At 45.0% G+C, this 8,162-nt stretch carries 9 protein-coding genes; 3 read left to right on the plus strand and 6 right to left on the minus strand.

The window, feature by feature from the left end:
* Positions 1-68: 68 nt before the first annotated feature.
* Entirely contained in the window at positions 69-560 is a 492-nt protein-coding gene (locus tag QUB61_RS36225; protein ID WP_333135897.1) for a hypothetical protein, read from the minus strand.
* A gap of 20 nt (positions 561-580) precedes the next feature.
* On the opposite strand from QUB61_RS36225, the gene QUB61_RS36230 reads away from it, so the two are divergent.
* On the plus strand, positions 581-763 hold the full coding sequence (locus tag QUB61_RS36230) for a hypothetical protein (protein ID WP_333058103.1): 183 nt from the start codon (positions 581-583) through the stop codon (positions 761-763).
* 233 nt (positions 764-996) lie between these two features.
* Here the strand turns inward: QUB61_RS36230 and QUB61_RS36235 are convergent, their stop codons facing one another.
* Both QUB61_RS36235 and QUB61_RS36240 read right to left on the minus strand, forming a co-directional pair.
* The gene (locus tag QUB61_RS36235; RefSeq protein ID WP_333135899.1) at positions 997-2,142 is read right to left on the minus strand and encodes a ParB/RepB/Spo0J family partition protein; all 1,146 of its coding nucleotides are present in this window, start codon (positions 2,140-2,142) and stop codon (positions 997-999) included.
* Positions 2,143-2,250: 108 nt separating this feature from the next.
* On the minus strand, positions 2,251-3,081 hold the full coding sequence (locus QUB61_RS36240) for a ParA family protein (RefSeq protein WP_333033761.1): 831 nt from the start codon (positions 3,079-3,081) through the stop codon (positions 2,251-2,253).
* Positions 3,082-3,451: 370 nt separating this feature from the next.
* Between QUB61_RS36240 and QUB61_RS36245 the strand changes: the two genes are divergently transcribed.
* Positions 3,452-3,631 (plus strand): GAF domain-containing protein, encoded by a 180-nt coding sequence (locus QUB61_RS36245; protein ID WP_333135902.1) that lies wholly within the window; start codon positions 3,452-3,454, stop codon positions 3,629-3,631.
* 221 nt (positions 3,632-3,852) lie between these two features.
* Positions 3,853-4,476 carry a hypothetical protein gene (locus tag QUB61_RS36250; RefSeq protein WP_106331512.1) on the plus strand — a complete coding sequence of 208 codons (624 nt, stop codon included), beginning with the start codon at positions 3,853-3,855 and terminating at the stop codon, positions 4,474-4,476.
* A 319-nt stretch (positions 4,477-4,795) separates the two neighbouring features.
* On the opposite strand, the gene QUB61_RS36255 is transcribed toward QUB61_RS36250, so the two are convergent.
* The 3 genes from QUB61_RS36255 to QUB61_RS36265 all read right to left on the minus strand — a co-directional run bounded on the left by QUB61_RS36255 (position 4,796) and on the right by QUB61_RS36265 (position 7,933).
* Positions 4,796-6,643 carry an ATP-binding protein gene (locus QUB61_RS36255; protein ID WP_333135904.1) on the minus strand — a complete coding sequence of 616 codons (1,848 nt, stop codon included), beginning with the start codon at positions 6,641-6,643 and terminating at the stop codon, positions 4,796-4,798.
* Positions 6,636-7,184 carry a hypothetical protein gene (locus tag QUB61_RS36260; protein WP_333135906.1) on the minus strand — a complete coding sequence of 183 codons (549 nt, stop codon included), beginning with the start codon at positions 7,182-7,184 and terminating at the stop codon, positions 6,636-6,638. Before QUB61_RS36260 ends, QUB61_RS36255 begins: the two co-directional genes overlap by 8 nt.
* A gap of 437 nt (positions 7,185-7,621) precedes the next feature.
* Entirely contained in the window at positions 7,622-7,933 is a 312-nt protein-coding gene (locus QUB61_RS36265; protein WP_333135908.1) for a hypothetical protein, read from the minus strand.
* Positions 7,934-8,162 lie beyond the last annotated feature (229 nt).

Consider the following 8,162-nt stretch of genomic DNA (forward strand, 5'->3'; position numbering starts at 1 on the left):
TAAGAAGGTTTTTTTAGTGATTTAGTAATGCACAAATTCACTTTTTTGTCAAATTAATTTAGATGCGTTTACCCTGGAATTGGAAGGGGTGCAAGTTCTAAGATTTTTGCCAACTGAGCTGCTGATAGATTTTGTATATTTATTTGTTGTAGTAATTCATCGGCAGCATGATATCCACACGCACTAATTATCTGAGATTCTGTCCGGGATTCGGATTTGGGTAAGGATGCGTCAGGGTGAAAAGCGATCGTTCCAGGCAGAATATCCGATAGGTTTTCTCCTCGCTCGCAGATATCTAATTGATTCAGTATCCACTCTGCATTCTTTTCCAGAAAATCAGATATAAAGTATTTCTCGAATGTTTTTTCAATAGTTCCTAATAATTGTGGGGTGATTTTTAAATCGCGATACGGTAAGTGTTTTATTCCACTGTTTTGAGATATAATTGTTTTCAAAACATGATGCAATCGGGTAGCAATATTCACTAATATTGAAGATAGGAGTTTACCTTCTCTACCTAGTTTGAGAGCGTATTGTTGGATGCGATCGCGGTCTCTCATAAGGACAATGTGTTTTCAGGTTGCCACATATATCGAATCAAGCAAGATTTAACCCGCCGACTATTAATGGTAAACTCCTCAAGGCGATCGGTGCTTGCTACAACCAACAAAAAGCTGTTTTGCGATCGAAATTACCGTCAGACAGAACAACTTATCAAAAAATTCACAAACTGACTCACAAGCTTGCATTGCCTCATGGATAACTACCTCCACAATGCAATTCGTTTATTATAGATTGTCTGGCAGCTAATCAGATCGAAGGCGATCGATAAAAACGATGGGTAGAAACAGTCGATCGATTTCAGCAGACAGCCCCATCGAAACTTTGTTGTTATACCAAATTCATAAAATATCGCTAAATATCTACCCCCTCAACTCCCCCGTTCGAGGGGAGGAGTTAGAACTGCCTCTGTAGCAGAAATTTATGAAATTGGTATTATTCCCCACCATTTTGTTTCAAAACCGCCTCAATTTCCGCCAGCTTTTGGCGCAAAACCTCCTGCAACTCCACCAGTTGTTCAACCTCAGCTTGCTCCAACACTTGCGGTGACAGCTTTTTCAAATTCCCGGCTGCCAACTTGACCTGCTTGAACGGGCGGGCTGCTCCTGGGAAATCATCCAGAGTGGAACTGATAATTTCTTGCACCAATTTACGAGTTTGAGTCACTGACAATTTATCGGCAATAACTTGATTAGTTGTTTTAACTCTAATCGGCAGCGCTTCTTCCTCTGGCAACACCAAATTTTTCGCAGAGAGTTTAGAAAGAACCATTGCATGAACCCCTTTAAGACCTGATTGCCTGATAGCAATTTTCAGGTCATCAGCCAAAGACAGCATCGGGAAAATGTTGGCATCTACGGAAGCGGGATTGAGCTGCAAATCCAACAGCGTCCCCAAGACGGCAAACTCTGCTTCATCCAAAGCTAAAGCAGTTAAACCCTGTTGCTGCTCGTCAGGTGTCGCCGTTACCAACTCAGAAACCGAGTTCATCCGCTTTTGCGCGTTCAAGCGCCGCACGACTGTTGAGAGAGTGCGGGGGATGTTTGCAGCTTCCAAACCAGTATTTTCAGACAACTCCCGCACGATAGCTTCCGCTTTGTCGAGAGGGTTGAGGTCTTCCCGGTGCAGGGAAGTCAGCAGTGCTTTGCGGTGCAAAGAGGCGGGTTCTGGAATAATCACAGCTTGTAAAGTTTGCCAGCCCAGCTTTTTAGCGCTGCGCCAGCGCCGCTCTCCATCGAATATCACCAAATCCCCCCGTTGAATCAAGATAATGGGTTGCAGTTGTCCGTCACTAGCGAGGGAACGGGACATTGACTCGATACTTTCCGGCAAAAATGTCTGTCTGGGTTGCTCTGGATTGGGCACAATTCGATCTAGCGAAATGGAGAGGATACCGCTTGCGGACTCTAATTGTTCTCGCAGGGCGGCCAGCGGATTTTCCAATTCGGTCGATCCTGATTTTCGCAGTTCTTCAATTTCTGCTTTGAGTTCCTGAATCTCGGATTCAGCTTCAGAGAGGTGCATTGACTGCTTGGCGGATGAAAAATAATTTCCCAAGTCGGGAGCTTTACGGGTGGCCATAGCGATTTTAGATTTTAAATTGGGGATTGGAAGAAGTCAGTTCATGGCTATAAGCCAAAAACGAAGGATTCGTTTTCGCCGGCGCAAGTTGTGACTGTGAATCAAACACTATTTCTTTTTTTTTCCTTTTTTGGCAATAGCCGGAGCAACTCCATTTCCCATTAAAGTAGCCAGGTGCTTAACAATTTCTTTGAAGTCGCCTAAAGCTGGGTGAAGCGGGCGATAAAGGTGTAATGGCAACCCTTGACCGCTGGCATTGACAAATTCTGCACTATCCCGAATAGGTGGAAAAACGCGGATATTCATCTGCTCTAGCTGGGCTGGCAAGGACTCTAAAAGTTGTCGGTGGACGGCTCGTTTAGTATCGTATTGGTTGGGTACAAACCCTAAGATTTCTGGTTGCGGCTTGAGGCGTAATTGTTTGCAGTGGTGGTAGTACCACTCCAGCAGGTGAGCTGCTCCTTGAATTGATTTTGGTTCGAGCTGTACGGGCACTATTATATGAGTGCAAGCAGTTAGTGCCATCAAGGGCAAGGGGCCGAGGGTAGCGGGGCAGTCGAAGATAATTAGGTCGTGATCCATTGGATAGTCGCTCAGGCAATCGCCTAGAAGATAAGCGCCACGCTTGTGCAGAACTAACTCGTCTGCTGTTTGCGTCAGCGTCATTCCGCCTTGACAAACGGTTATATTATTGGTGTGGGAACTCCAGCTAGGAGTAAGAGGCCAAGAGCCATTGAAGCTTTCTCGCATTATGGCGGACAGTGTGTGTTCTGGCTCTGGCGGATTTAGACCGCAAAAAAGGGTCAGGGAGCCTTGGGGGTCGAGATCCATAATGGCTACTTTCAAACCCCTTAACCCCAGTTCGTAGGCGAGGTGAACTGAAAGTGTGGTTTTGCCAGTGCCGCCAGCATTGCTGATGACTGCTAGTCGAATTTGCATGGTTTTGAATTAAGTAGATGATTTAAGTATGATATATCGAGAGTCGGCATCAGATATCGATATATGAGAGCATCACGGTAAACCACTGTTGGACCCCACGTTGAAACAGCAAGTTAATATTTAGTCCATTGAGCAGAATCTCGTCAAGTTTAGTACCAGACAAGACAGTTGAAAAGGATGTTCGTTCGATCGCTCGATTGAAACCGAACTTCATATATCAATATCTGAGCTACGTTATAACCGCCGAGTTAACTTGGAAAACCATCTTGGGATGATGCTTGTACAATCTACCGAAATGCATTCAAACTTCATATATCACTATCTGAGCTAAGCGAGCGCGATCCAACTTTCTCTTAAGAGATGTTAGCAGATGCCAGAACCGTTTCGCAGTGGGCAAGCAGCCATTGGTTTGAAAGCTTTACACGCTGTTCCTATTTTTGTCGAAGGTCAATTTTGGGGGATGGTGGCTTTTGACGACTGCCGGAAAGCAAAGCATCAAGGTTTCGCTGAACTGGCGATGCGTGAAAACGGCGACTGTTTGTATTGGTAGTGCCATTGAACGCGATCGTACCCAAGAAGCAATCCGGGAGTGCCTAACAAGAACGAGTCGCCGAACAAGAAGCGCAAAACCGTTTATTGGAGAATCGCGGGCGCCGAACTGGGAGGGGGTTTGAAGCTGTAAGTTAATATCTGTACAAACATACCCAATAAGACATAATCGTCCATATAATGTACTCAGTCAATAAAAGTAGAGTACATATATGGACGATTATGTCTTATAGCGAATTTTCCCTAGATGATATTAAAAATAAACTCGGGTTGACAATTCGAGAAGTCTCTGAAGTTATTACGGCTGTAGAACCGATCGAACCCAGTCAGCTTTTAAAGGAAACTTTAGCAGAAAATATTCCCTTAGCCTTGGGAATCGACACGGAAAAAGCGCGCTCTGAGATGATTGTCGCTCCGGTATTGATTGAACTCCGCAGGCGCTGCGATCGTCAAATCAGCCTCTTTTCCGGTACGGAATTCAATATCGATCGAGTCAAAGGACTCAACGGTGTCTGTGACTTTATGATTAGCCATTCACCAGAACAATTATCTTTAAACGCCCCTGTGTTTACACTTGTCGAAGCCAAGAATGACAATATCAAATCTGGAATTGCCCAGTGCATTGCTGAAATGTTGGCAGCCCAGATGTTTAATCTTCAAAAAAACAACAGTATTTCTTGTGTTTATGGTGCCGTTACAACCGGCAGTATTTGGAAGTTTATGAAACTCGAAAAAAGTACGGTTTATATTGAAACAACAGAGCATTTTATTGAAAATATTCAACTAATTCTAGGTATTTTAATGCAAATTGTTCAGTTGACTCGCCCAACCCTTCCGTGTTTATGAACTCCTGAAATTTTACAGTCTATGACTTCCTGATTTTGATAAAATAAAAGTCTGGGAAACCACACTAAATTCCAGTGGTTCGTGCAGCCGGAATGTTCCGAGTGTTGGGATTTTGATTGTATTCCCAGCATCCAGTAAAACTTTTCCGTTTATCGCACAAGCGACGCTCTGTTGAACGGTTGACTGGCTTCAGTTTTCTTCATGCTCTCTGGCCGAAATGGACTGCCGAAATTCATATATCGATATCTGAGGTACTGGTTCTAAACAGGGAGGTGGATTAAATAAAAAATTCTCTGGACAATACCGGATAATACCTCAGTTAACTTTGAGAACTGTCTTGGGATTTGGCGCTCGTACAATCTGCCGAAATGCACTTCTGAGTCAAATCGCTGATAATATCTAAGCTCATATTATCAACTAATTTAGTCAGAGCCGCAGCAAGAGGCTTCTGCGACAGGGGAATTCGCTCAATCAACAGCCTTACCGCTTGCTCGTCTCCACAAGCGGCTGCTTTATAAAGCTTCTTAATCGACTCCCTCGGCAACACAGATAGCGACTCAGAAGTCAGTTGCATAACAGGCTCATCCTGTTCGGACTTCCTAGACGACTCCTCTTCATAGATATAGCGAACTCCCAAATGAAGCGCCATCTTCTCAAAAATTACTGTTTCTCGGAACGGTTTGGCAACAAAGTCATCGAAGCCATTCGACAAAGCGAGTTTCTTGGTTTCAGCAAACGCATTAGCGCTCAAAGCAATAATTTTTGTATTGGAGCCGTCAGGCAGAGAACGAATTTTTCGAGCAGCTTGAAAGCCGTCTAAAAGCGGCATTTTCAAATCCATCCAAATTAAATCCGGCTTGTACTTTTGCCACAATTTAACAGCCTCAGTTCCGTTATCCGCAAACCACAAAAGAAAGCCGGCTGACTTCAATATCTGAGTTAGTAGCAACCGATTTGCCGACTCATCGTCCGCTACCAGAATGCGATAATTTTGTTGGTTGGGTGCCAGTCCATTCACTTGTTTTTGAGGCTGGATGTCACGGACTTCGCTCTGTGTTGCACGACTCACTTTAATGTAAAAACTGAAAACCGTTCCTTTCCCCACAGAACTTTTGACCTTGATATCGCCACCCATCAGCTTGACGAAAGAGCGGCTGATGGGCAATCCCAAGCCCGTTCCCGTTTGTGATTTCCTGCCAGTTGCTGTTTGCACGAACGGCTTGAACACACTGCTAAGCTCGTCAGGCGCAATACCAGGACCTGTATCCTTCACTGAGAACTGGAGAAAGAATTTGGGTAACGGTTTTTTTGCCAGTGGCTGAAGGCATTTTACAGTCAGCTTCACCCTACCCGCCTCAGTAAATTTAACAGCATTACCTAACAAATTAATCAAAACCTGACGCAGCTTGCTTTCATCAGTTCGGATGTATTGCGGCACATCAGAACTGCGTTCAAAAACAAGTTGCAAGCCCGACGACTGAGTTTTGAGCTGAAATAAAAGTTTTAAGTCATCGAGCAAACTGTACAAGTCAACAGCAGTTTCTTCGAGGGTGATTTGACCTGCTTCAATTTTGGACAGCGACAAAATATCGTTGATTAGTTTCAACAAATGCTCGCCGTTGCGATTGATAATATTTAAACTCGGCTGCTGTTCCGGGGCAGTTTGTTTGGAGCGGACAAGAAGGTGGGCAAAGCCGATAATAGCATTGAGAGGCGTTCTCAATTCGTGGCTCATGTTCGCCAGAAAGGTACTTTTAGCGCGATTGGCACTTTCGGCTGCAATTAGAGCTTGTTTTAGTTCAATAGTTTTCTGTGCAACTTGCCACTTTAAATCGCCAGAATATTCTTCTAACCGCTTGCGAGATGCTTTTAACTGGCCATTCATGCGCAAGAAAGCACAGGCTAGGGCTTCGAGTTCGGCAACACAGCTACCTGAAACTGTTGAGTCGAAGTCGCCACTAGCTATCGCCTCTGTTGCCGAAATTAACCGCAGCAGCCGCTGTTCTATTCTTAGGGAAATGGACAGCAAAAGGCAGATAGAAAGAACCAAAGCCAGCAGCACGAGCAAAATAGTGTTGCGGGTGTTGGCCTGAACTTTGCTCGTGAAGTCGGTTTCGGGTACAACTGCCACAATTAGCCAGTTTAAGCCTTTCGAGTTTTCACTCATGTCTGACTTGCAGCCAGTATAGTGAGTTGCTGGCAGTAAAGTTAAGATTTTGGCTGCTGTTAATAGCAGCGAGGCTGCCATAATGTTTAAGCAAATACTCTGTTGAAAGCTGGATTACTTTTTGTTGCAGAGCTTGGGTGCTTTCTCGCTGCCGTCCGTCAACAGAAATAGACGGTTTTGGTTCAGTTACCTCGTTCCGAGCAACTAAATGTCCCGAACGGTCTAAGATAAAGGCTTGACAGTTAGGGCTGATGTGGAAATCGTGCAAGTTGAATGTTGAGGTTGGGGTGGGAAAAGCAGGATTTGTTTTTTGTTGACGGAATATTGTTTTTGGAGAGTCTGACCCATTTCTTTTCCCATTTGGTTTGATTGTGACTCCGGCTGTTTGACTTGGGGGAAGTTGGTTTACCGAACCAGTTTGCATTTTTTTATAAGTCCCTTCTCCTTTCCCAACCCCAACCCCTTCTTTTAAGTAGTTGTCAAGGCGGTCAGAGATGCGGCTCGTTGCTTCGGACAATAGCTGTGCAACTAAGTCATTCATTGTCTGCCGCCCTGTTTGAAAAGAAAGCCATCCCGTTAGAGCTAGTAAGGTTGAAATTAGGAGAGCGTTGGGGACTGTAAGCACAACGCGCAGCGGGAGGGCAGACTTTTTTTGAATTGAGCTTTTTGGGCGGAACATTGGTTGAAAAAAGGGAGTGGGGAGTGGGGGGGAGTAGGGAGTGGGGAGAGGGGGAGAGGGGGAGAGGGAGAGAGTGGGAGATTAGAGGTGTGCAGTAAACAGCAAGCTGTTTGAATTTTCAGGTAGATTGCAGTTACATAATCCCTCATTTCTATTCAATTGGGTGAGTATATGTTAGATGTTGAAGCCCTCTAGTTTTTATCGGGTTGTTGCAAGTTTTCAAACTTCTCCCTTTCTCCCCTCTCCCCCGCTCCCCCACTCCCCATTCCCGTTACCTATTCCCGCAGCTCCGGCTCCAATCAAAAAGCAGAGCGACTTTTAAGAAGCCGAGTAGTTCGGGCTGTTGGCGGTTGTCGCTGTTGAAATCTTGTTCCAGGGTAGTTGAATTCTTCTCGTGCAATGCGGCTCAGCTCGACAATCACAGACAAGTCTACTCCGGCTCGTGCAGCAGCATCGGCTGCCGATAGATTCTGATTTCTTACCAGAGCTAAAAATTGTCGCACGCTGTAGACTACTGGGTCGCTGGCTGCTGTGTAGCCTTTTTGAATGGCAATCAGCAATCCTTTTTCAACATCTGATGCTGCGGGGGCGCGACCTCTATCAACGTTCACAGTCGGCTCCATTCTTGGGGTGACGGGAGTGATGCGAATTCCTAAGTGTTCTGGTTCTTTGTTGGTAGGAACGATGTTGAAGTTGTAAAGTCGCTGTTTCCCTTTTGAATCTACAGTTTTGATTGAGAGGTTGGTGATGGTAGCTGTGGTAGCTCATTACTCACAAGTTAAGCTAAAAGCACTATTGTCAATGAGTAAAATTACTCATCTTTTACCTGTTGACCCAATT

The sequence above is a fragment of the Microcoleus sp. C2D2 genome, from assembly GCF_036702495.1.
Classification (GTDB): domain Bacteria; phylum Cyanobacteriota; class Cyanobacteriia; order Cyanobacteriales; family Microcoleaceae; genus Microcoleus.